We start from the raw sequence: 20865 nt of genomic DNA, 5'->3' as shown, positions 1-20865 counted from the left end.
TATTGTAGGAATTTCGCCCCCATTTGAACGAAACTTAGCGGAAGCCTACCAGATCAGACACCAAATATAGTGCTGCAAGCGCAGCACAAAAAAATCCCTCGATTTCCCATATTTTTCGAAATCAGGAACGGATATGTCGCAAAATAGGGACGAACCAGCACAGAGAATCCGAATTTGATAGCTGGTTTTGGAGAGATTCCACGGGTTCGCAACCCGATCCCCATGATTTCCCATCCGGTGATTCAAAAGGTGAATCAAAAACGGCCCATGATTTCCCACGGGCCGTTCGCTTCGGTTTGACAAGCACCTTCAGGCGATGCCGCGCGCCACCAGATCTCGGGCCAGCGCGGCATAGGCATCTGCCACAGGCCCGTCCCCCAGGGCGGCAGGCGTGCCGCTGTCACCCGCCAGACGCACGTCCAGCGACAGGGGAATTTCACCAAGGAAGGGCGCGCCCAGTTCGGCAGCTTCATCGCGGACACCGCCGTGACCGAACAAATGCGCCTCGTGCCCGCAGTTGGGGCAGACATAGGTCGACATATTCTCGACCAGGCCAAGGATCGGCACCTTCACCTTGTCGAACATGTCAATCGCCTTGCGCGCATCCAGAAGTGCCACATCCTGCGGGGTCGACACGATGATTGCGCCGGTAAGTTGCGATTTCTGCGCCAGGGTGAGTTGCACGTCACCCGTGCCCGGCGGCAGGTCGATGATCAGCACGTCCAGCGGTGCCCAGTCGACCTGAAACATCATCTGCTGAAGCGCCCCCATCAACATCGGACCGCGCCAGACCACGGCCTCGCGGTCGGATTTCAGCATCAGGCCAATGGACATCATCTTGACGCCATGCGCCGTGACCGGGACCAGTTGTTCACCATCGGGCGATGACGGGCGCTGGCTGGTTCCCATCATCCGCGGCTGGCTTGGGCCCAGAATGTCGGCGTCCAGCAACCCGACCTTGCGCCCCTGCCGCGCCAACGCCACGGCCAGGTTCGAGCTGAGCGTGGATTTCCCCACCCCGCCCTTGCCCGAGGCAATGGCGATCACACTCGCCACGCCCGGCACCGGCAACGGCCCGGCCTGCGGTTTGGGATGCCCGCCGATCTTCAGGTTCGGGGCCTGTGGCGCGGGCTTGGCAGGCCCGTGTGCGGTCAGGATGACCGAAACGCGCTCGACCCCATCAAGGGCAGCCACAGCGGCCTCTGCCGCGCGGCGCTGCGTTTCCATGCCAGCTGCCTGTTCCGGCGTCGGTGCCTCGATCACGAAACTGACAGCCCCGCCATCAACACTGAGCGCACGCACCATATCGCGCGAGGCCAGATCCCCCCCGTCCGGCAGGGCAATTGTGGACAAGGTGCCCATGATCTTTTCGCGCATTTCCGACATTCGTGCCTCCTACGATTTCGACCATTACTTGGCAGCTTTGCCGACAGGTGCAAGGGGCATACGCGGCAAAGGCGGTCGGTCACGCCGTCGCAGGCCAAAAGGACCATGATGCATATCACGGCTTTCACACCCGACACCCCGTCAGATCGCGACACGGTTTCGGGCGCAGGACGAGTCCCCTCGCCGCCCTGCAAGTTGACCCAAAGTTAACGCCAGCATTCCGACTTCTGCGCCGCAGCAATTTACCTTGCGTCACCGCGCAAATTTCCATCAAGCACTTAAAAACATGGAGTTTTTAAGTATGCATTCGTCGCATACCGGCTTTGCGGAAGCGGGGTATTGTGCAAATGCAGCATTATGCCCATCTTGGGGTCACGGCGACGATGTGAGCGCCAACAGAACACTTGGCGGCCCGACACGGTCCGGCTGCCCCGCGCCTCGAAAGAGCCCGCGGAAACGACGCAAGAGAGTAAGAAGATGACATACGCAAATGAAATCCTTTCTGCCCCCGTCGGCATTGCCGATCGTCTGGCACTCCGGTTTGCAGACTGGAAAGAGAAAATGGCGCAGCGCGCCCAGTACCGTGAAACCGTCCGCGAGCTGAGCGCACTGAGTGACCGCGAACTGAGCGACCTGGGCCTTGGCCGCGCGTCGATCCGCACGGTCGCCCGCATGGCCGTCTACGGCAACTGAGTTTCCGGGCCACCACCTACCCTCCTCCCGGGTGGTGGCTTTGATTGGCGGCGGGGCCGACCTCCTCCCCGGTTCCCGCCGCACAATCAGAAAGTTTCGGACCTTCTTCCTCCTCCCTTGAAGGTCCGCGGGTCGCGGTGGCGCTGTCCTCCTCCCTGGCGCCACCGCACCCCCTAAGATCCGGTTTGCCCCACATCCTCCCGGGGTCAAACCGATACGGTGACGGGTCTACCTCCTCCCAGACCCCGAACCATCTGACGTCGGGTCTCTACCTCCTCCCGGAGCCCCGCATCACGATAGAACGGCGGCGCTCACCTCCTCCCGGGCGTCGCCGTTTCTTTTTTTGGCAACAGGCAGCAGCCGTGTTGCCCGGCCCCAGACATACCGGGATTGCAGATTTATCGGTTGATTTTCGGATGTCGCGCGGCCTAGCTCATCCCATGCAACCCAAAATCCTGACCACGCTGCGTGACTATGATCGCGACCAGTTCACCAGCGATCTGCTCGCCGGTGTGACGGTGGCCATGGTCGCCCTGCCGCTGAGCCTTGCCATTGCCATCGCCTCCGGCGCGGGGCCGGAAAAGGGGCTTGTGACCGCCATTGTGGCCGGGTTTCTGATTTCGCTTCTGGGCGGCAGCCGGGTGCAGATCGGCGGGCCGACCGGTGCGTTCATCGTTGTCGTCTATGGCGTGATTGCCGATCACGGCTATGACGGGCTGGTGCTGGCGACGCTGATGGCCGGGATCATCATGTTGGTCGCGGGGTTTTTGCGCGCGGGCAATCTGGTCGCCTATGTGCCTGAACCGGTCATCAATGGCTTCACCATCGGCATCGGCATCATCATCGCCACCAGTCAGATCAAGGACCTGTTCGGCCTGTCCATCGCCGAAGTGCCCGCCGAGTTCATCGCGAAGATGAGCGCCCTTTGGGCCGCACGCGACAGCGTCAGCGGTGCGGCCTTGGCAATCGGGCTGATAACAATGGTGCTGATCGTCGGCTTGCGGCGGCTTGCACCGAAATTTCCGGGGCTGATCATCGCCGTGGGCGTTACGTCTGCGGCGGTCGCGCTGGCGAGCCTGCCGGTCGACACGATCTTCTCGCGCTTCGGGGCGTTGCCCAGCACCTTGCCCGCCCCCGCCCTGCCCGAGATCAGCATCGCGCGGATCACCGAGCTTTTACCATCCGCATTTGTCATCGCCTTTCTGGCCAGCATCGAATCGCTTCTGTCTGCGATGGTCGCCGACCGGATGATCGGCGGTAAACACCGCCCGAATGCCGAGGTTCTGGCACAGGGCTTTGCCAATATCGGATCGGCGCTGTTTGCCGGCCTACCCGCCACCGGCGCGATTGCGCGCACCGCCACCAACGTGCGGGCCGGTGGGAAGACACCCGTTGCGGGCATCGTCCATGCGCTGACCATCCTCTTGGTCATGCTGCTGGCCGCGCCGCTGGCAGGTTACCTTGCGATGCCCGCACTGGCCGGGCTGTTGATGCTGACCGCCTGGAACATGAGCGAGCCGCAGAATTGGCGCGGCTATATGCAGGGGCGCATGTCGGACCGCGTGCTGCTGTTGCTGACGCTTGTGCTGACGGTGTTTGCGGACCTGACCATCGCCATTGGCGTCGGTGTCTCGGTCGGGCTGGCCCTGCGCCTGCGTCGCAGCAATGCTGAGCCCGAAAAAGACTGGACCCCACCGGACCGCTAACGCGGCCCGCTCAGAATGGGACATCGCCCGCTTGCGCGGCAGGCACGATGAATTTCGACACGACTTTCTTGGCGCCCGCCTTGTCAAACTCGATATCCAGCTTGTCGCCTTCGATGCCCATCACGGTGCCATAGCCAAACTTGGTGTGAAACACGCGGTCGCCTTGCGTGAAGGACGACACGGCGGTCGCGTCAATCACCAACCCGCGCGCCTCATTGGGGCTGGGTTTGGCGCGCAGGTTACCCTGCGCCTGCATCCGCTTCCATCCCGGCGAGTTATAGGCATCCGCCCGGCTGGCCTTGTCCTCAAGCGGCGAGGCGCCGAAATCGCCCGCCGTGCCGCCATAGCCACCGCCGTAAAGGCCGGGCGCGGTCAGCACTTCGACATGGTCCGCAGGAAGTTCATCGACGAAACGGGACGGAAGTTGCGACTGCCACTGACCATAGACCCGACGGTTGGCGGCAAAGGATATCGTGCAAATCTCCTCGGCCCGCGTGATGCCGACATAGGCCAGCCGGCGTTCTTCTTCGAGGCCCTTAAGCCCGCTTTCGTCCATAGACCGTTGCGAGGGGAACAACCCATCCTCCCACCCCGGCAGGAACACGGCGGGGTATTCCAGCCCCTTGGCTGCGTGCAGGGTCATGATGGTGACTTTTTCCTCGGCGTCGTCGGTGTCATTGTCCATGATCAGGCTGACATGTTCCAGAAACCCTTGCAGGTTTTCAAAACTTTCCAACGCCTTGACCAGTTCCTTCAGGTTTTCCAGCCGCCCCGGTGCCTCGGGCGTTTTGTCGTTCAGCCACATGTCGGTATAGCCGGATTCTTCCAATATGACCTCGGCCATTTCGACATGGGTGTCGTCCTCGGCGCGCAGTTGGGTGAACCAGCGATCCAGCCCCGCGACCAACTCGGCCAGCCCCTTTCCGCCCTTGCCCTTGATCGCGCCGGTGTCCACCGCAATCCGCGCACCTTCCACCAGCGACACGCCGTTCTGTCGCGCCAGCCCTTGTATCGTCTGAACCGCCTTGTCGCCCAGCCCGCGCCGGGGCGTGTTTACGATGCGTTCAAAAGCCAGATCGTCGTCTTGGGATACGGCCAGCCGGAAATAGGCCATCGCGTCGCGGATCTCCATCCGCTCGTAAAAGCGCGGGCCGCCAATGACGCGATAGGGCAGACCGATGGTCAAGAAGCGATCTTCAAACGCACGCATTTGATGCGAGGCGCGGACAAGGATCGCCATATCGTCCAGCGACATCCCCGCCCGACCCCGTGAGCCGGATTGCATCGCCTCGATTTCCTCGCCCACCCAGCGCGCTTCTTCGTCGCCGTCCCAATGGCCGATCAGGCGCACTTTTTCGCCGCCCTCGGCCTCGGTCCACAACTCCTTGCCCAAGCGTCCCTCATTGCCCGCAATCACGCCGGAGGCGGCCGCCAGAATATGCGCGGTCGAGCGGTAGTTTTGTTCCAATCGCACGACCTTGGCGCCGGGAAAATCCTTTTCAAACCGTAAGATATTGCCCACCTCGGCCCCGCGCCAGCCATAGATCGACTGGTCGTCATCACCGACGCAGCAGATATTCCTGTGCCCCGCCGCCAGAAGCCGCAACCACAGATATTGGGCGACGTTGGTATCCTGATATTCGTCGACAAGGATGTATTTGAACCAAGTCTGGTATTTCGTCAGAATGTCGTCGTGTTTCTGGAAAATCGTGACCATATGCAGCAGCAGGTCGCCGAAATCGCAGGCGTTGAGCGTTTTCAACCGCTCCTGATACTGGGCATATAATTCCGGTCCGCGTCCGTTGAAGGCGTTGGCCTCGGATGACGGCAAGGTTTCCGGCGTCCATGCCCGGTTTTTCCAGTTGTCGATCACGCCCGCCAACAGCCGTGCGGGCCAGCGTTTCTCGTCGATATTCGCCGCCGCAATCAACTGTTTCAGCAGCCGGATCTGGTCGTCCGTATCCAGAATCGTGAAATTCGTTTTCAGCCCGACAAGTTCGGCATGGCGGCGAAGCAGCTTCACGCAGATCGAATGGAACGTGCCCATCCACGGCATCCCCTCGACCGTCTGGCCCAGCAGGCTGGCAACACGTTCCTTCATCTCGCGCGCGGCCTTGTTGGTGAAGGTCACGGCAAGGATTTCGTTCGTGCGCGCCTGCCCGGTGTTCAGCAGATGCGCGATCCGCGTGGTCAGGGCCTTGGTCTTGCCCGTGCCGGCACCGGCCAGCATCAGGACAGGGCCGTGCAGCGCCTCGACCGCTTCGCGCTGTGCCGGGTTCAGACCGTCAAGATAGGGCATCGGGCGCGCGGCCATCGCCTGCTCGGACAGGCGGGGGCGGGCGGCGGCCTCGAACGCGTCGTTTTCGTCGAAATCACTCATATGCGCTCTTTATCAGCGGCGAGGCGGGGTGGGAAGAGTGTTCCATGAATGTTCTGCCCGCGCAAACCGATTGTCAGCCAAACCCCGAAATTTCCCGCCCCCTAAAGGGGGCGCGGCGAAAGGCTCGCCTCTATATAGTGACTGCCCATTGACAACCGGTCCCTTCGCAACACATCTAACGCCTCCAAACAGACTGCCATCATTTCATGGCACCTGAGTCGAGAGGATCCGCATGCCCGTAGTCGTCGTTGAAAGCCCGGCCAAAGCCAAGACCATCAATAAATATCTGGGGTCGGACTATACGGTGCTGGCATCCTATGGCCATGTCCGCGACCTGCCGCCCAAAGATGGATCGGTTGATCCTGACGCTGATTTCGCCATGAAATGGGAGGTGGGCCGCGACAGCGCCAAACATGTGCGCGCCATCGCCGACGCGTTGAAAGACGACAACAACCTGATCCTCGCGACCGACCCCGATCGCGAGGGCGAGGCGATCTCGTGGCATCTGGAAGAAGCCCTGCGCAAGCGGCGGGCGATCAAGAAGGACACGCCGGTCAGCCGTGTTGTGTTCAACGCGATCACTAAATCCGCCGTGACCGAGGCGATGCAGCAGCCCCGCGATGTCGACAATGATCTGGTCGAGGCGTACCTCGCCCGCCGTGCGCTGGATTATCTGGTGGGCTTCAACCTGTCTCCGGTTCTGTGGCGCAAGCTCCCGGGCGCACGGTCAGCGGGGCGTGTGCAGTCGGTCTGTCTGCGCCTGATCGTCGAGCGTGAGGAAGAGATCGAAGCGTTCAAGGCGCGCGAATACTGGTCGGTGAAAGCCCTGCTGCAAACGCCGCGCGGGCAGGAGTTCGAAGCGCGTCTGACGGTGCTGGGCGGCCAGAAGCTGGACCGCTATGATCTCGAGAACGAGACAGCGGCCGAAATGGCCGTACAAGCGATTTCGTCGCGCGATCTGACCGTTCAGTCGGTCGAGGCGAAACCCGCAACCCGCAACCCCTCGCCGCCCTTCATGACCTCGACCCTGCAACAGGAAGCCAGCCGCAAATTCGGCTTTGGCGCGCGGCAGACGATGTCGACGGCCCAGCGCCTCTATGAAGCGGGCTATATCACCTATATGCGGACCGACGGGATCGACATGGCGCCGGAAGCGGTGGCGGCCGCGCGTGACGCAATTTCAGACCGGTATGGCAAGGACTTCATCCCGGCCAAACCGCGGATTTACAAGAACAAAGCCAAGAACGCGCAGGAAGCGCACGAGTGTATCCGCCCGACGGACATGACCGTATCCGGCAGCGATCTGGCCAAGCTGGAACCCGATCAGCGCAAGCTGTATGACCTGATCTGGAAGCGGACACTCGCCAGCCAGATGGAAAGCGCCAAGTTTGAACGCACCACGGTTGATGTGGGCTCATCTGACGGTCAGGTCGTCTTGCGCGCCACCGGGCAGGTTGTGGTCTTTGAAGGCTTCCTGAAGGTCTATGAAGAAGGCCGCGACGATCAGGAGGTGGACGAGGACGACAAGCGCCTGCCGCAGATCATGGAAGGCGAAAAAGCCGAGAAAAAGGGCGTCACACCCGAACAGCATTTCACCCAGCCCCCGCCGCGTTATACCGAGGCGACGTTGGTGAAACGCATGGAAGAACTGGGCATCGGGCGCCCCTCGACCTATGCGTCGGTGATCACCACGATCCAGGACCGCGAATATGTTCGCAAGGACAAGAACCGCCTGTTCCCCGAGGATAAGGGCCGGATCGTGACCATCTTCCTGATGAACTTCTTCCGCAAATATGTGGGCTATGAATTCACGGCGAATTTGGAAGAGGAACTTGACGAGATTTCAGCCGGTGACGCCGACTATAAGGACGTGCTGGCACGCTTCTGGCGGGATTTCTCGGCGGCGATTGCCGAAACATCCGAATTGCGGATATCGGAGGTGCTGGACAAGTTGGATGCGGCCTTGGCCCCCCAACTTTATCCGCCTCGCGAAGACGGGTCGGATCCACGGATCTGTCCGAAATGCGGCACCGGCAAACTGCATCTGAAAACCTCGCGGACCGGCGGGTTCGTGGGCTGCGGCAACTATCCCGAATGCACCTATACGCGGCCCATTGCGGGCGAAGGGGCCGAAGGGGATGAGCGTCTGCTGGGCGAAGACAATGGCGACGAGATTTGGCTGAAATCCGGCCGGTTCGGGCCTTACGTGCAGCGCGGTGAGCCGACACCCGAGAACAAGAAGCCGCCTCGTGCGTCGCTGCCCAAGGGCTGGTCCAAGGACGATATCACGCTGGAAAAGGCGCTGGTGCTTCTGTCCCTGCCGCGCGTTGTGGGCGAACACCCGGATGGTGGCGAAGTGAAATCCAATTTTGGACGCTTCGGCCCTTATATCATGCATCAGGCAGACGGCGAGGCGAAGCCGGTTTACGTCAACCTGAAAGACCCGGCGGACGTGTTCGAGATCGGCATGAACCGCGCGGTCGAGATGCTGGCCGAAAAACGCGCCAATCCCGGCGGGCGAGGGCGAGCGGCAGCCAAGCCATTGAAAGAGCTGGGGGAACACCCCGAAGACGGCGGGCCGGTGAATGTGATGGACGGGCGCTATGGTCCTTATGTGAAATGGGAAAAGGTCAACGCGACCTTGCCCAAAGACGTGGAAGCCGCCGATGTGACGATGGAGATGGCGGTGGCGTTGATCGCCGAGAAAGCCGCCAAGAAGAAGCCTGCGAAAAAGAAGGCGGCGGCCAAGAAGACACCCGCCACGAAGAAGAAGACAGCCAGCAAGAAAGCGTGAGCGGACGGGCTGCCGTGCCTGGCCCGGATATCTCCTATCCGGGCCATTAATGTGACAGGTTGACCAGTAACATTCCAACTCTCGAATTTGTGATTTGAACCTCGCCCCAGCGCGGGTTTCAGTGCGGCAAAACGCAATCGAACAGTGAGCCTTACCATGTCACGCCTTCTTTCGCGCCGCGCGGTCATCGCGGGCGCAACCGCTTCCTTCGTCCTGCCGCAGACCGGCCTTGCCACCCCCGTCATCGAAACCGCCAAACGCAATGCGTCCAGCTTTGCCAACCAGGACTGGCGGGACCATTTCGACACGCTGGACCGGGTGACGATCGTCTGCGACACGGTATCCCGCGCCCTGCATTACTGGAGCGCGGATGGCAGCGATTATCGCATCTATCCAACCTCGGTCCCGATGACGGACGAGTTGACCAAGACCGGCTACACGAAGATCGTGCGCAAGAAGGTCGGGCCGGACTGGACCCCCACCCCCAGTATGCTGGAACGCAACCCGGAGCTGAAATACACCCCGCCCGGCCCGGACAACCCCCTGGGCACCCATGCGATGTATCTGGACTGGCCCGCCTATCTGATCCACGGCACGCATGACACGCGCAAGATCGGACGCCGCAGCTCGGACGGCTGCATCGGCCTTTACAACAACGCGATCGCCGAGCTGTTCGCCATCACGCCGGTGGGTGCCCAGGTGCGGATCATCTGATCGGTTTGCACCGGTTCCGCCCCCCTGCGCGCGCAACGGATCGGGGCTTAGGTAGAAATACCTGAAGCCCCGCCCAGCCTTCGGGTTTCGTTGACTTTGCCCCCTCCTCACGCCAGAACAGTCGCAAAACTGACGAGAGGTAACTTTCATGAAAAAGGTATATGGCAGCGCCGCCGAGGCCCTGGACGGGCTGTTGTCGGACGGGATGCTGATTGCCGCCGGGGGGTTTGGCCTGTGCGGCATTCCCGAACTTCTGATTGACGCGCTGGTGGAAAGCGGCGTCAAGGACATCACCGTCGCGTCGAACAACTGCGGCGTGGACGGTTTCGGTCTGGGCAAACTGCTCGACACGAAACAGATCAAGAAAATGATGTCGTCCTATGTGGGCGAAAACGCCGAGTTCATGCGCCAATACCTGTCAGGCGAGCTGGAGCTTGAATTCAACCCCCAAGGCACCTTGGCCGAACGGATGCGCGCCGCGGGCCACGGCATTCCCGGCTTCTATACCAAGACCGGCGTCGGCACCGTGATCGCCGAAGGCAAGGATGTGAAAGTGTTCAACGGCGAAGAATACATTCTGGAGGAAGGCATTTTTGCCGACCTGTCCATCGTCAAGGCCTGGAAAGCCGATGAAACCGGCAACCTGATCTTCCGCAAGACCGCCCGCAACTTCAACCCGCCTGCCGCCATGTGCGGCAAGGTCTGCGTGGCCGAAGTCGAGGAGATTGTGCCGACCGGGTCGCTGGACCCCGACGCCATCCACCTGCCGGGTATCTATGTGCATCGCATCATTCAAGGCGAGCACGAAAAGCGTATCGAACAACGCACCATTCGGGAGGCATAAGCAATGGCTTGGAACCGCAATCAAATGGCCGCCCGCGCTGCGCAGGAGCTGCAGGACGGCTGGTATGTAAATCTTGGCATCGGCATTCCAACGCTGGTGTCGAACTATATCCCTGACGGGATCGAGGTCACGCTGCAATCGGAAAACGGGATGCTGGGCATGGGCCCCTTCCCGACCGAGGACGAGATCGACGCCGACCTGATCAACGCCGGCAAGCAAACCATCACCGAACTGCCCCAGACATCGTATTTCGACAGCTCGATGAGCTTCGGTATGATCCGGGGCGGCAAGATCGCAATGGCAATCCTTGGCGCGATGGAAGTGGCCGAAAACGGCGACCTTGCCAACTGGATGATCCCCGGCAAGCTGGTCAAGGGCATGGGTGGCGCGATGGATCTTGTGGCCGGAGTGGGCCGTGTTGTGGTCGTGATGGATCACACCAACAAGCACGGCGACTCGAAGGTGCTGCGCGAATGCACCCTGCCGCTGACCGGCAAAGGTGTCGTGGATCGCATCATAACAAACCTTGGCGTCATGGACGTGGTCGAAGGCGGATTGAAAATTGTCGAGACCGCCGATGGCGTGACCGAAGACGAACTGCGCGCCGCGACCGAGGCGACGATCGTCGACTGAACGCGCGCCAGTGTATGGCATGAAGGGCTCCCGCGTGGGGGCCCTTTTTTTGTGGCGGGATCGTTTGCGCCTTATTCCCCCTCGCTTTTGCTTGGTTGCTTTCATATTCTCGCCGTAATCCCCCGCCATAAGCCGGGAAATGACAATGAGCAGCACCAACCCAATACCGTCCACCGCTGGGAAACAGTCGGCAAGCACGCCCGCGCCCCGGCGGCTGCGCGACACGCTTGTGTTGCTGGGTCTGTTCTTGCTGGTGCTGGTTGGACTGATCGGACTGGCCGCCGCAACGGGGTGGGAAGAGACCCGCGCGCAACTGGCGCGGCTGTCGGTCGGGCAGTTTGCCGCCCTCTTGGCGCTCAGCCTTGTAAATTATGTCTTTCGTGGGCTGCGCTGGCACATCTTTGCCCGCAAGTTGGGGCTGCCCACGGGGCTGGTGCAAGACCTGCGCCATTTTCTGGGCGGGTTTGCCATGTCGGTCACACCGGGCCGTGTGGGCGAGCTTGTGCGGATGCGATGGCTCCGGCGCGAAACCGGCTGGGCATTTGAACGCACCGCGCCGCTGGTGCTGGTGGATCGCGCGTCGGATTTGTCGGCCATGGCGCTGATCCTCGGGCTTGCGCTGGCCTTCTCAGCCACCGGCATCGCGGGCGGCCTGCCTGTGACCCTTCTTGCCCTGATCGCCGCCTTCGCCGTGACCCGCCCCCGCCTTCTGGCCGGGCTTGCCACGATGGGGCACAGGATCACCGGGCGGTTTGCGCGGCTCTGGGCCAAGCTGCGCCGCGCCGCCGTCTCGCTCTCGGCCTTCACCTCGCCCACGCTGATGGCCGTTGCCGCGCTGATCGGCGTCGTCGGCTGGATTGCCGAAGGCTATGCCTTTCACCTGCTTCTGATGTGGATGGGGGCCGATATCGGCTTTACCAAGGCTGTCGCGATCTTCGTCTTTTCCACCCTTGCCGGTGGTCTGACCGGTGCCCCCGGCGGTGTCGGCGGGGCCGAGGCCGCGATGGTCGCCCTGCTGGCGATGGAAGGCGTGCCGCTTGAGGTCAGCATCCCCGCCACCGTCATCATCCGCGTCACCACGCTCTGGTTTGCCATCGGGATCGGCCTTCTGGTCTTTCCCGTCGCCGAACGAATTTCATTGAGACATACACATGGTTTGGAAAACGACTGACTATACCGGCTGGGGCCGGGTTCACCACGCCACCGCCGAACTGGCACGGCCCGAACGCGCCCGCAGCCTGAAAGCCGTGGTCGCAGAGCATTCCTGTCCGGCCATCGGCAACTGCCGGTCCTATGGCGATGCGGCACTGAACGACGGGGGCCGCGCGATCGACATGACGCGGATGAACCGCATCATCGATTTTGACGCGGATACCGGCGTTGTGACGGTCGAGGCTGGCATCACCATCGGCGATCTGGCCCACGTGTTTGCCCCGCGTGGTTGGCTGCCCGCCGTCATGCCCGGCACCGGCTTTGCCACCGTGGGCGGCTGCATCGCGCAGGACGTGCATGGCAAGAACCACCACAACGCGGGCAGCTTCGGCCAGCATGTGCTGTCCGTCACTCTGCTGAATGGCGACAAGCGCACCGTCGCCACCCCCACCCGCAACGCCGCGTTGTTTCTCGCCACGATGGGCGGCATCGGCCAGACGGGCGTGATCGCCGAGGCGAAACTGCAACTGAAGCCCTGCCCCGGTGACGTGATGATGGTCACCGAACGAAGGGCTGAGGATTGGGACGCGCATATCGCCCTGTTGGATGGCAGCCAGGCGACCTATTGCGTCGGCTGGATCGACACGACCGCCGAAGGCGACGCCCTTGGGCGCGGCATCATAGAAGAGGCGGAACTGGCCGCGGGGCTTTTGCCCAAAGCGAAGCCGTCGAAGAAAATCCCGATGGACGCGCCGGGCTTTGCCCTATCCGCCCCCATCGTGCGGGCCTTCAACAACGCCTATTACCGGCGCGTGCCCACATCTGGCCGTTCATCCGTCAAACGGATCGACGAGTTCTTCTTTCCACTCGACAAAATCCACGACTGGAACCGCCTCTATGGCAAACGCGGTTTTTACCAGTTCCAGAACGTCGTGCCGCTGGATCAGTCAGGCGCGCTGAAAGCGATGTTGGAGCTGATTGCAGGCGCGGGCTTGTCCTCGCCCTTGGCGGTCCTGAAACGCATGGGACCGGGGCGCGCGGGGCATATGAGCTTCCCGATGGAGGGCTATACGCTCGCCGTTGATTTTCCCGCCCGCGACACGGCCGTGGAACTGATCGCAATGCTTGAAGGTATGACCGTGGATGCAGGCGGGCGGCTCTATCTTGCCAAGGACGCGCTGGCCTCGGGCCCGGCCATCAAGGCGATGTATCCAGACCATGGCGACTGGGTGAAACAGGTCAACAAGGCCGACCCGGACCACGCGTTGGAAACCGACATGGTGCGCCGCCTGAACCTTCGCGAGGCTGGGTAAGAACATGACAAAGACCAAACAGAACCAGTGCTGGATCATCCTTGGCGCAACCTCCTCCATGGCGCGCGCCTTTGCGCAGGCGGTCGCGGATCAGGGGGCGAGCGTCATTCTGGCAGGCCGTGATATGGATGATCTGAAACGCTCGGCCGCTGACCTGTCCGCGCGCGGCGTGACGGCTGAGGCGATGAAGTTCGACGCCCGTGACATTGCCACCTTCCAACCCATCATTGACCGTGCCACGCGCGAGGATGGCGTGATCAATGCCGCCGTGTTCGTCGGCTCCATGCCCCCGCAGGACGAGATTGACGCCAACCCGTCCCTGATCGACGGCGTGGTCAAAGACAGCCATACCGGCCCGGCGGCGTTCCTGACCATGCTGGCTCCAATCATCGAGGATCGGGGCGCGGGCACGGTGGTCGGTGTCTGCTCGGTCGCGGGGGACCGGGGACGGATCGGCAATTATGTCTATGGCTCGGCCAAGGCGGGGTTTGCCACCTATCTGTCGGGCTTGCGCAACCGCCTGACCCGTGCGGGTGGCCATGTGGTAACGGTCAAGCCCGGCTTCGTGGACACGGCGATGACATGGGGGATCGAAGGCATGTTCCTTGTCGCCTCACCCCAGAAGGTCGCCGCCGATTGCCTGAACGCGGTCGAAAAGCAGCGCAACGTGATCTATACCCCGTTCTTCTGGCGATACATCATGCTGATCATCCGCAGCATTCCCGAATTCATCTTCAAGAAGATGTCGATCTGAACGGGTGCGCGTCAGCCCACCCCGAACCACTCCTGCCACAGCCCGGCGGCATAGAACATGATCGAAATGGTCATCAGCATCAGCCCGATGCCCCGTTTGTCCTTCATGGCGAAAACGATCGGGTCGTAATCCTGCTTGCCATACCAACCAAGACGTACCATGCGGATCATCCACCAGGCCAGCGGCAGACCTGCCACCCACATCAGCCACTGCGTCTTATAGAGCGACAGCGCCTGTTCGGTGAAGGAATAGAGGAAGAACGCGACCAAGGACGCCACGACGCCCAGCGACGCGACGTTCAAAAGGTCGGGCCGGTCCGGGCGACCGTAACCCCGCCCCGGCAGACGTTCATCCGATGTGGCAAGGGTTAGTTCTGTCAGGCGCTTCACGCAGCCCAACGCCAGGAAGACCGGGAAGATGAAGACCAGCAGATAACCCGACACGGGAATATCCGTGGCCGCCGCCCCTGCCACGACGCGCAAGGTATAGAGCGACGCCAGCACCGCGATATCCACCCAGCGCATCCGTTTCAGTTTCAGCGAATAGGCCAGCGACAGCGCCATATAAAAACTGACGACACCAAAAAAAGCCCATCCCAGATAGGCCGCGATGCCCAACGCAATAGCGGCAAGAACGAAGAAAGACACCATCCCCACCTGGATCGGCACCGCGCCCGAGGCGAACGGACGTTTGCATTTCTTCACATGCAGCCGGTCGGCCTCAAGATCCAGCAGGTCATTGACCAGATAGATCGAGGACGCCGCCGCCGAAAAGCTGATCACGCCAAGGATGGCAAGGATGAACGTGTTCAGGTCAAATGCGTGTCCGGCAATCATCGGCACGAAAAGAAGCACGTTCTTGACCCATTGATGCGGGCGGAAACTTTTCAGAACGTCTTTCATGCGCCAGCCGCCCGCGATCTGGGTGACGGGCTTGCCCTGCGCCTGCAATGCCTTGGCGGATCGGGGGTCGCCCACGACCAAAGCCGCGTCGGCATGGTCCCACACCGCGCGGTCCACCGGGGCGTTGCCCGCATAGTGGAACCCGCCCTCGCCGAAGGCAGCCACCAGCGCCTCGGCCTTGCGCGCGCCTTTCAGGTTGGTCTGCCCGTCCGAGGCAAAGACGCGATCCGACAGGTCGTGATCGGCGGCCAGTTGCGCCACAAGGCTTTGATCCGACCCCGAGGCAAGCACCACTTCGCGCCCTTCGGCCTGCGCGGCTCGGGCAACCTCCAGCACGTCAGGATCAACCGGCAGAAGGTCGGTGCGCAGGGCTGCAATGCGGGCCAGTTCCGCCTTCAGACCCGCCGGATCGCGAAAATGCATCAGGCTGGTTTGCAGCGTGTGAATCGGATCGCGGCCCAGCCCCGCCCAGAAACACTCAAACAGCAGATCCGTGCGCAGGAATGTTCCGTCCACGTCCAGCACGAACGGTTTCTTGGTCAACTCTTCGGCCATCACATCACGATCCATTCACCGCAAACACACATCCATCCGACAAAAGCTCGGGCGGGGTCAGGCACAGCCCGCGTGCCACCTTCCATGCAGCCAATACCTTGGGCACATAGGCGCGGGTTTCGGCATATGGGGGCACACCGCCATTGTCTTTCACCGCGTTCTCGCCCGCATTGTAGCCAGCAAGGGCGAGGATCGGATCACCGTCGAAATGGTTTATCAGCCAGTTCAGGTAAGCAACGCCACCCTTGATGTTCTGAGTGGGGTTGGTGCTGTCCTCGACACCAAACCGGGCGGCGGTGTCGGGGATCAACTGCATCAGCCCCTGTGCGCCTGCATGGCTTTCCACATCCACGCGCCCGCCGCTTTCGACCGAGATCAAGGCCAGCACCAAGGCAGGCGAGACCGGCGTGCCGATCGTGGCGTTCAGGATGTCGCTGCCATGTGCACGGGCGATGGTTTGCAGGTGTTGCAGGCGGGGCTGCGCCATGCCCTCTTGTGTTTCCAGCAGATCAAGAGCGGTGCGCACATTGCCGGGGCCGGCCTTGTCCAGCCGTGGCGACACGGTGGTCCAGAACCAGTCCCATTCCGTCGGCTGAGGTGTCGGGACGCCTGCCGCCACCTCTTCGATGTGATCGGGCGAAGGGGTCTTGGACGCTGGAGTCCTGGGCGCCAGGGCGGCCGCCTGGGCGGCGGGGTCGATCTGGATGGTCAGACGTTTTGCCCCGGCCTGGGGCACCGACACGCGCTTGAAGGTAAAGTCGGGAAAGGGCGCAGGCTGCGTGTCTGCCTGCGCCTGGACCCCCATCGCAAGGGTCAGGAATATGCTTATGTTAACGAAGCGCCGCATTTTGCGGTTCACTGCTCTGCCTCGAATTGTTTTCCTGTTTGTTGCAGATTTCGCCTGTCAGGGCCAGATTTACCTGATATTGTTCACAAGATTTGCGCCATTCCGCGCAGGAAAACCACAGATGCAAGAATTTTATAAATTTTATTTTCACGCATATTCAGACAGTTAACCGATCAAATCCTTAAAAAATTGTTAAACCAGAAAAGGTACGAAACCTGCCCAACTCTCGCCCCAATCAGGGGGCTAATTAGGGTCATGCCAAGCAGCGCAGAGGACAGCAAGGTTCAGGCGCCAAGGTGAAGTAGTAAAGTTGAACACGACAAACCAAGTAAGTAATGGAGCGATAAAATGAAACTTTTTGACCTGATCAAGACCTTCCAAGCCGACGAAGACGGTGCTGTCACCGTGGACTGGGTTGTGCTGACCGCCGCCATCGTGGGCCTCGGCATTGCAGTTCTGACCTCGGTTTCGGGCGGCACCAAGTCGCTGGCCGGCAAGATCTCGAGCTCGCTGAGCAACATGACGGTCCCGACCTACACCAACTAATATGCGCAATGCGCCTGCCGGATCATCTGGCAATGACAAGAATGAAAACCGCGTCCCCGACGCGGTTTTCGGTTTTCAGGCTGCACCACAGAAGCGTGTTGAACAATCGGGACTGGAAATTGTTGACGTTTCCTGTGAAGTTCACCCTAAATTCACGCTTTATACTTCAAATTGCCTCAATTCACATTGACATGTAGATGAGGGAGTTGGTGTGTGATGCCTCTGGCGTCCTGTTGTGGGAAAGGAACTTAAATGCGTTTGCTCTTTGGACTGGTCCTGATCGTTGGCGTCGGCCTGGCCGGGTTCGCAGTGTACATGGCCAAGGATTATATTGGCGGCTACCAGGCCCAGCTTGAAGCCGAACGCGCAGCACGCGCAGCCATTGTTCCCACGGTTGATGTGTTCGTCGTGAACCGCCCGCTGCGCTATGGCGAACAAATGACAGCCGACGACATCCGGTCGGTGAAGTGGCCGGAAAATGCCATTCCCGCAGGCACATTTTCCAAGATCGAAGACGTGTTCCCGGATGGGGAAAAGAAATTCCGCACCGTCCTGCGCGCCATGGAAAAGGACGAAGCCTTGCTTCAGGTCAAGGTGACGAAACCCGGCGCGGATGCTGGTGTGTCCTCGCGCCTGGCAACGGGGATGCGCGCCTATGCCATCAATGTCGATGTCAGCTCGGGCGTGTCCGGCTTTCTACGGCCTGAAGACCGGATCGACGTCTACTGGACCGGGCGCGGCTTTGACGAACTTGGCGATGGCCAGGCCGTCACCAAGCTGATCCTGGCGAATGTGCATATCATCGCGGTCGACCAGATCGCCGACACCGACCGCACCGGGCCGACGATCGCGCGCACCATCACCGTCGAAGTGACCCCCCGCCAGGTGGCCGCCCTGGCCCAGGCCCAGTCCAGCGGACGCCTGTCGCTGGCGCTTGTGGGCACGCAGGACGAAACCGTCACCTCGAAGGTCGAGGTGGGCCAGGGTGAAATCATGGGCGAAGTCGTTGGTGTGCAGGAAGAAGTCTGCACCATCCGCACCCGTCGCGGCGGCGAGATCATCGAGACCAAGATCACCTGCCCCGAGTGATCCCGATCAGATTTTGGCGCGATTTCAGGGCTTCCTGACACCGCAAAGGCCATGTCGCAGCAGTTGAACTGTTGCGACATGTCCACATGAAGCTACCCAAGCAACCTATTGATTCTTGCATTAATTCGATTTCTGCCGCAGTCTGCCACGCAATCGGGTCGCAAGATCCATAAAATCGGGCAACAGACCCGGAGCAGTCAAGTGGGCAACACCCACGCTATCCACACGTGGTCAGAGAGGCAGGATCACATGAAAGTTGATCATTTTATCAAGGCAGCCCTATTGGGTCTGACGCTCGGGGTCGGCGTACCGACAGCATCGTCGGCCGAAACGCTGCGCGTCATGAGCGGCGCCCCATCCGGCGCGCTCAAAGTTCCCATGAATCGGGCTGTGGTCGTCGAAAGCGACGCCCCCTTCGCCGAACTTTCCATCGCCAATCCCGGCATCGCGGATATTTCGACCCTGTCGGACCGCACCATTTATGTGCTGGGCAAGACACCGGGGCGCACCACTCTGACGCTTCTGGGGGCTGATGGCAAACTTATCACCAATGTCGATGTGCATGTCGCGCCGGATATCGCAGAATTCAAGGAACGCCTGCGTCAGATCCTGCCCGGCGAACAGATCGAGGTGCGCACCGCCAATGACGGGATCGTCCTGTCCGGCATGGTCAGCTCGATCCAGCGTCTGGATCGCGCACTTGACCTGGCCCAGCGTTACGCACCCGAGCGGGTGTCGAACCTGATGACGGTCGGTGGCACACAGCAAGTCATGCTTAAGGTGCGGTTCGCCGAAATGGGCCGCTCGGTCAGCAAATCCCTGTCCGGTTCGCTGGCATTCGGCAATCCCTTCACGGACAACACCATCGGTGAAACGGGCACGTTTCTGACCGGCGGCAACTCTATCAACGGACCGTATAATATCACGCCCGGGACGCAGGGCGCCACGAAGATCGGTTTCAATGTTGGTGGACTGCAGATGGCAGTCTTGCTGGAAGCCCTTGAAACCAAGGGTGTTGTACGCACTTTAGCTGAACCGAACCTGACGGCCTTGTCCGGGCAGGAAGCCTCGTTCCTGGCCGGTGGCGAATATCCCCTGCCCATATCCAATGGCGACAACGAGATTACTGTCACCTACAAGCCCTTTGGTGTCGAACTGACCTTCACGCCCACGGTGCTGGCGGATGATGTCATCAACCTGCAACTAAACGCGGCCGTGTCGGGGCTGGACGAATCCGTCAGCTATAACAATGGCGGCTTCAGCATCAATGCCTTCCGCCGCCGCGAAACCTCGACCACGGTCGAGATGCGGGATGGCGAAAGCTTCGCAATCGCCGGCCTGATCGAGGATGATTTCCAGGACAATATCGGCGCCGTGCCATGGCTGGGCGACATCCCGGTTCTGGGCGCGCTGTTCCGGTCAACCGAATACCAGCGGTCGCAATCGGAACTGGTGATCATCGTGACCGCGCATCTTGTCACTCCCACGCGCGGCGAGGCGCTGGCCGTACCGACCGATCGGATCCGCCCGCCATCCGAGCAGGATCTGTTCCTGTTCGGCAATACGACCGCCAAGAACCGGCCCAAATCCGGGGCGGCGGGCGAAGTGGCGCAACAGGACTTTTCCGGGTCCTATGGCTATGTGATGGAGGACTGAGATGCCGATGAAACGTATCAAACCAGTGCTCGCGGCCACCTCGGCCATTGCCATTCTGACGGCATGTTCAGGGGCGGATGTGGCGTCGAAATCCTGGTTCTTTGAGGCAGGATCGCAGATTGACGAGGGCGGGCTGGGGCAACCCACCGCCTATAACACCGGGGTCCAGAACGGTCAGATCAACCCGGCCGTCGCAATGGCAAACCGGTTCAATCAGGAATCGCAGGACACGGTGAATTTCGCCTTCAACAGCTACGCGCTGGACGACACGGCGCGCGCCATCCTCAGCCAGCAGGCCCACTGGATCGCCCAGTTCCCCGAACTGCGCTTCCGCGTCTATGGTCATACCGACCTGGTCGGCTCGCACGCGTATAACCAGCGGCTCGGGCTGCGCCGCGCCCATGCGGTCGTGAACTATCTGGTCGCCAGCGGCATCAGCCGGTCGCGGCTTGAGGCGGTGGTCAGCTATGGCGAGACCCGCCCGATCGTCGTGACGCGCGCGCCTGAGATGCGCAACCGCCGTACCGTGACCGAAGTCACCGGGTTCGTGGGCGGCCGCAAGCCCACCGTGCTGGATGGCAAATATGCCGAAGTCATCTATCGCGAATATATCCGCAGCGCCGTGCCGCCCCCCATCATCTCGGCGGGGACCGCGGGATCGATTGATGGCGGCGGTTGATCAGGACCAACAGAAAAAAGGCGCGACAAGGTCGCGCCTTTTTTTCATGTGACCCAACCCGGCATGCCACATTGTTGCCGCAATTCGGGCCAGAACACAGGGACGCCACAGGGCAGCTCTTGCCGTGAACCTCTTCATTTCATGAGATTTCCCTGCAGAATCGAGATGCGATTTCCCGTTAAGGGTGAAGATTTCTGCCGTTCTTCACTGGGAAACAGATCA

17 protein-coding genes are annotated in these 20865 nt (G+C 61.1%); 13 read left to right on the top strand and 4 right to left on the bottom strand.

All coding sequences use genetic code 11. From position 1 onward, the window contains the following. Positions 1 to 309 precede the first annotated feature (309 nt). On the bottom strand, positions 310 to 1386 hold the full coding sequence (locus tag MUY21_RS12090) for an Mrp/NBP35 family ATP-binding protein (protein ID WP_248410610.1): 1077 nt from the start codon (positions 1384 to 1386) through the stop codon (positions 310 to 312). A gap of 477 nt (positions 1387 to 1863) precedes the next feature. On the opposite strand from MUY21_RS12090, the gene MUY21_RS12085 reads away from it, so the two are divergent. Both MUY21_RS12085 and MUY21_RS12080 read left to right on the top strand, forming a co-directional pair. Then, a complete protein-coding gene (locus MUY21_RS12085; RefSeq protein ID WP_248410609.1) occupies positions 1864 to 2079 on the top strand; it encodes a DUF1127 domain-containing protein in 216 nt (71 codons plus the stop codon). Positions 2080 to 2519: 440 nt separating this feature from the next. Next, a complete protein-coding gene (locus tag MUY21_RS12080; RefSeq protein WP_248410608.1) occupies positions 2520 to 3785 on the top strand; it encodes a SulP family inorganic anion transporter in 1266 nt (421 codons plus the stop codon). A gap of 10 nt (positions 3786 to 3795) precedes the next feature. On the opposite strand, the gene MUY21_RS12075 is transcribed toward MUY21_RS12080, so the two are convergent. Continuing rightward, a complete protein-coding gene (locus MUY21_RS12075; protein ID WP_248410607.1) occupies positions 3796 to 6165 on the bottom strand; it encodes a UvrD-helicase domain-containing protein in 2370 nt (789 codons plus the stop codon). A 232-nt stretch (positions 6166 to 6397) separates the two neighbouring features. Between MUY21_RS12075 and topA the strand changes: the two genes are divergently transcribed. From topA to MUY21_RS12040, 7 genes are all read left to right on the top strand, one after another. Further along, complete coding sequence (gene topA, locus MUY21_RS12070; RefSeq protein WP_248410606.1) at positions 6398 to 8959, top strand: type I DNA topoisomerase; 2562 nt, start codon at positions 6398 to 6400, stop codon at positions 8957 to 8959. 156 nt (positions 8960 to 9115) lie between these two features. After that, positions 9116 to 9673: a L,D-transpeptidase gene (locus MUY21_RS12065; RefSeq protein WP_191285532.1), complete on the top strand. Its 558-nt coding sequence runs from the start codon at positions 9116 to 9118 to the stop codon at positions 9671 to 9673. 148 nt (positions 9674 to 9821) lie between these two features. After that, positions 9822 to 10517, top strand: coding sequence for a CoA transferase subunit A (locus tag MUY21_RS12060; protein WP_191285531.1), 696 nt, complete (start codon positions 9822 to 9824; stop codon positions 10515 to 10517). Between the two features lie 3 nt (positions 10518 to 10520). Beyond that, positions 10521 to 11150 (top strand): 3-oxoacid CoA-transferase subunit B, encoded by a 630-nt coding sequence (locus tag MUY21_RS12055; RefSeq protein ID WP_248410605.1) that lies wholly within the window; start codon positions 10521 to 10523, stop codon positions 11148 to 11150. Between the two features lie 145 nt (positions 11151 to 11295). Then, positions 11296 to 12321 carry a lysylphosphatidylglycerol synthase transmembrane domain-containing protein gene (locus MUY21_RS12050; RefSeq protein ID WP_248410604.1) on the top strand — a complete coding sequence of 342 codons (1026 nt, stop codon included), beginning with the start codon at positions 11296 to 11298 and terminating at the stop codon, positions 12319 to 12321. Next, positions 12302 to 13615, top strand: a complete 1314-nt coding sequence (locus MUY21_RS12045) for an FAD-binding oxidoreductase (protein ID WP_248410603.1) — start codon at positions 12302 to 12304, stop codon at positions 13613 to 13615. The genes MUY21_RS12050 and MUY21_RS12045 overlap by 20 nt, the downstream gene beginning before the upstream one ends. Positions 13616 to 13619: 4 nt before the next feature. Then, the gene (locus tag MUY21_RS12040; RefSeq protein ID WP_248410602.1) at positions 13620 to 14369 is read left to right on the top strand and encodes an SDR family NAD(P)-dependent oxidoreductase; all 750 of its coding nucleotides are present in this window, start codon (positions 13620 to 13622) and stop codon (positions 14367 to 14369) included. Between the two features lie 11 nt (positions 14370 to 14380). Here MUY21_RS12040 and MUY21_RS12035 read toward each other — a convergent pair whose 3' ends face one another. Then, positions 14381 to 15841 (bottom strand): UbiA family prenyltransferase, encoded by a 1461-nt coding sequence (locus MUY21_RS12035; RefSeq protein WP_248410601.1) that lies wholly within the window; start codon positions 15839 to 15841, stop codon positions 14381 to 14383. Next, positions 15831 to 16631 (bottom strand): lytic transglycosylase domain-containing protein, encoded by an 801-nt coding sequence (locus MUY21_RS12030; RefSeq protein WP_229836617.1) that lies wholly within the window; start codon positions 16629 to 16631, stop codon positions 15831 to 15833. The genes MUY21_RS12035 and MUY21_RS12030 overlap by 11 nt, the downstream gene beginning before the upstream one ends. Before the next feature lie 390 nt (positions 16632 to 17021). Between MUY21_RS12030 and MUY21_RS12025 the strand changes: the two genes are divergently transcribed. The 4 genes from MUY21_RS12025 to MUY21_RS12010 all read left to right on the top strand — a co-directional run bounded on the left by MUY21_RS12025 (position 17022) and on the right by MUY21_RS12010 (position 20643). Beyond that, positions 17022 to 17219: a hypothetical protein gene (locus tag MUY21_RS12025; RefSeq protein WP_248410600.1), complete on the top strand. Its 198-nt coding sequence runs from the start codon at positions 17022 to 17024 to the stop codon at positions 17217 to 17219. Positions 17220 to 17471: 252 nt separating this feature from the next. Beyond that, positions 17472 to 18308 carry a Flp pilus assembly protein CpaB gene (gene cpaB, locus MUY21_RS12020; protein ID WP_248410599.1) on the top strand — a complete coding sequence of 279 codons (837 nt, stop codon included), beginning with the start codon at positions 17472 to 17474 and terminating at the stop codon, positions 18306 to 18308. A gap of 249 nt (positions 18309 to 18557) precedes the next feature. Next, positions 18558 to 19964 (top strand): type II and III secretion system protein family protein, encoded by a 1407-nt coding sequence (locus tag MUY21_RS12015; RefSeq protein WP_248410598.1) that lies wholly within the window; start codon positions 18558 to 18560, stop codon positions 19962 to 19964. A gap of 7 nt (positions 19965 to 19971) precedes the next feature. Then, a complete protein-coding gene (locus tag MUY21_RS12010; protein ID WP_248410597.1) occupies positions 19972 to 20643 on the top strand; it encodes an OmpA family protein in 672 nt (223 codons plus the stop codon). Positions 20644 to 20865 lie beyond the last annotated feature (222 nt).

The organism is Aliiroseovarius sp. S2029 (assembly GCF_023195575.1).
Taxonomy (GTDB): domain Bacteria; phylum Pseudomonadota; class Alphaproteobacteria; order Rhodobacterales; family Rhodobacteraceae; genus Aliiroseovarius; species Aliiroseovarius zhejiangensis.
Note: the sequence above shows the minus strand (reverse complement) of the source record. Positions and strands in the feature narration are given on the sequence as shown.

Coding starts and splice junctions, on each gene's coding strand:
- topA (WP_248410606.1), top strand. CDS start 6,398: ATGCCCGTAGTCGTCGTTGAAAGCCCGGCCAAAGCCAAGACCATCAAT.
- cpaB (WP_248410599.1), top strand. CDS start 17,472: ATGCGTTTGCTCTTTGGACTGGTCCTGATCGTTGGCGTCGGCCTGGCC.
- MUY21_RS12010 (WP_248410597.1), top strand. CDS start 19,972: ATGAAACGTATCAAACCAGTGCTCGCGGCCACCTCGGCCATTGCCATT.
- MUY21_RS12035 (WP_248410601.1), bottom strand. CDS start 15,841: ATGGATCGTGATGTGATGGCCGAAGAGTTGACCAAGAAACCGTTCGTG.
- MUY21_RS12030 (WP_229836617.1), bottom strand. CDS start 16,631: ATGGGGGTCCAGGCGCAGGCAGACACGCAGCCTGCGCCCTTTCCCGAC.
- MUY21_RS12060 (WP_191285531.1), top strand. CDS start 9,822: ATGAAAAAGGTATATGGCAGCGCCGCCGAGGCCCTGGACGGGCTGTTG.
- MUY21_RS12050 (WP_248410604.1), top strand. CDS start 11,296: ATGAGCAGCACCAACCCAATACCGTCCACCGCTGGGAAACAGTCGGCA.
- MUY21_RS12045 (WP_248410603.1), top strand. CDS start 12,302: ATGGTTTGGAAAACGACTGACTATACCGGCTGGGGCCGGGTTCACCAC.
- MUY21_RS12015 (WP_248410598.1), top strand. CDS start 18,558: ATGAAAGTTGATCATTTTATCAAGGCAGCCCTATTGGGTCTGACGCTC.
- MUY21_RS12075 (WP_248410607.1), bottom strand. CDS start 6,165: ATGAGTGATTTCGACGAAAACGACGCGTTCGAGGCCGCCGCCCGCCCC.
- MUY21_RS12025 (WP_248410600.1), top strand. CDS start 17,022: ATGAAACTTTTTGACCTGATCAAGACCTTCCAAGCCGACGAAGACGGT.
- MUY21_RS12065 (WP_191285532.1), top strand. CDS start 9,116: ATGTCACGCCTTCTTTCGCGCCGCGCGGTCATCGCGGGCGCAACCGCT.
- MUY21_RS12090 (WP_248410610.1), bottom strand. CDS start 1,386: ATGTCGGAAATGCGCGAAAAGATCATGGGCACCTTGTCCACAATTGCC.
- MUY21_RS12040 (WP_248410602.1), top strand. CDS start 13,620: ATGACAAAGACCAAACAGAACCAGTGCTGGATCATCCTTGGCGCAACC.
- MUY21_RS12085 (WP_248410609.1), top strand. CDS start 1,864: ATGACATACGCAAATGAAATCCTTTCTGCCCCCGTCGGCATTGCCGAT.
- MUY21_RS12055 (WP_248410605.1), top strand. CDS start 10,521: ATGGCTTGGAACCGCAATCAAATGGCCGCCCGCGCTGCGCAGGAGCTG.
- MUY21_RS12080 (WP_248410608.1), top strand. CDS start 2,520: ATGCAACCCAAAATCCTGACCACGCTGCGTGACTATGATCGCGACCAG.